The 1,320-nt window shown below is 52.5% G+C and carries 4 protein-coding genes; 1 reads left to right on the forward strand and 3 read right to left on the reverse strand.

What is annotated here, in order from left to right; translation table 11 throughout:
- Positions 1–20: 20 nt before the first annotated feature.
- Entirely contained in the window at positions 21–404 is a 384-nt protein-coding gene (locus tag ACREAY_RS11935) for a hypothetical protein (protein ID WP_431755988.1), read from the reverse strand.
- A 75-nt stretch (positions 405–479) separates the two neighbouring features.
- On the opposite strand from ACREAY_RS11935, the gene ACREAY_RS11940 reads away from it, so the two are divergent.
- Positions 480–674, forward strand: coding sequence for a hypothetical protein (locus ACREAY_RS11940; protein ID WP_431755989.1), 195 nt, complete (start codon positions 480–482; stop codon positions 672–674).
- Positions 675–840: 166 nt separating this feature from the next.
- Here ACREAY_RS11940 and ACREAY_RS11945 read toward each other — a convergent pair whose 3' ends face one another.
- On the reverse strand, positions 841–990 hold the full coding sequence (locus ACREAY_RS11945; RefSeq protein WP_431755990.1) for a hypothetical protein: 150 nt from the start codon (positions 988–990) through the stop codon (positions 841–843).
- A 51-nt stretch (positions 991–1,041) separates the two neighbouring features.
- Positions 1,042–1,320 (reverse strand): hypothetical protein (locus ACREAY_RS11950; RefSeq protein ID WP_431755991.1); only part of this gene is annotated, 279 nt, incomplete at its 5' end.

Raw genomic sequence — 1,320 nt, forward strand, 5'->3', positions numbered from 1 at the left:
TAAGGTACATGCAGTCATAGCTAGATTGAATCGACTGTATCCTTTTTCCATATTTTCGACGATCTTGCCATGGCAGAGACCTTGTCGGCTATTTTCTTCTGGTCGTAGGGCCTCACCAGCCCGACAAGCAGTGTGGTAGAACTATCTACAGGAAAGAACATGCCGTCTATTGATTCGTGGCTGACAAGCACAAAGGCGACCCTGCCGAACAGCTGCTCGTTGGTGCGGGTTATGTTCATGATCACCTCCGTCTGGTCAGACAGCCGGCGGGCGTCTTCTTCCTTTAGCTCTGGCACGTTCAGCTTCAGGTGCGAGCCCTGGATTCCGTCAGAGATAAGAAATGCCGCCACTATGGCCTCGTCAGCCTCCGCAAGTTCCTTGCAGAACCCGTCAGCGCCTTTCATTTGAAGGCTATAGCGATGCGCGGATTAAAAACATTAACAGGTACCTTAAAATGCGCTCCAGCGAGCCACGTGCATATGTCAAGCAAACAAGCATGGAAGAAATGCACGTTCTGCAACAGCGGCAGGAAGCCGTGCCTTACGTGCGGCGGCTCTGGCAAGACCATGCCGGGCTGGCAGAAATGTAACAATTGCAACGGGTTTGGAAGCACCATCTGCACAGGCTGCGGAGGAAGCGGCGGCAAGTGGGAAACTATCTGGGTCCCGGAATAGTGCTGCAGGACTCGGCAGTCCGGTAAATTTTCTTCATTTTTCCGCCTACGCAGGCGTATAATAGGGGGACTGTTACTTCGTCATCATCCTGCAACACCAAAGGCAGCATTGCAAGGGGTAAAAATTCTTTGGTGCCGGTATTGCTGCCGCCTGCCAGATGCCCAGATCACTCGATTACGTGGACGCTATGAAAACTCTGCTTGCATTTTGGGCAGTGGGCGTGGACGCTCATGCACTCGATGCAAAAGTCTGCGGCCCCCAGAAATTCAGATTCGTCGCCACGGTAAAAGCAATGCTCGCAAAACCGCTTGGCCAACCTTACCTCACCGGTGGTTTTCATGGATTTAACCTTTTAGAATGTGCAATATTAAGCCTTCTTGCTGCTTTTCGGTCGCTTTTCCTTGAGGAGCGCCATCACCTTGTCGCGTATCTTTTCAGTGGGCGCTTTTGGGGTCGTTGACAGGCAGAGTATGTTGTCCTTGAGCGGAAACGTCATCAGCTTTACCTTGTCGTGCTCCGTCACGCTGTAGCGAAACTCGCCCAGCTTTTCCTTGAACTGCCGGAGGGTGATGACGTTTGAGAGGGACTGGACGTACATCTGCTGCTCGGCGGTGCCGTTGAGCAGTGGCTGTATGCCCTTCTGGAA

Origin of the sequence: Nitrososphaera sp. (assembly GCF_050748925.1) — an archaeon.
GTDB lineage: Archaea > Thermoproteota > Nitrososphaeria > Nitrososphaerales > Nitrososphaeraceae > Nitrososphaera.

Excerpts from the sequence above, each read along its gene's own strand:
- ACREAY_RS11940 (WP_431755989.1), top strand. The coding sequence starts at position 480 with ATGTCAAGCAAACAAGCATGGAAGAAATGCACGTTCTGCAACAGCGGC.
- ACREAY_RS11935 (WP_431755988.1), bottom strand. The coding sequence starts at position 404 with ATGAAAGGCGCTGACGGGTTCTGCAAGGAACTTGCGGAGGCTGACGAG.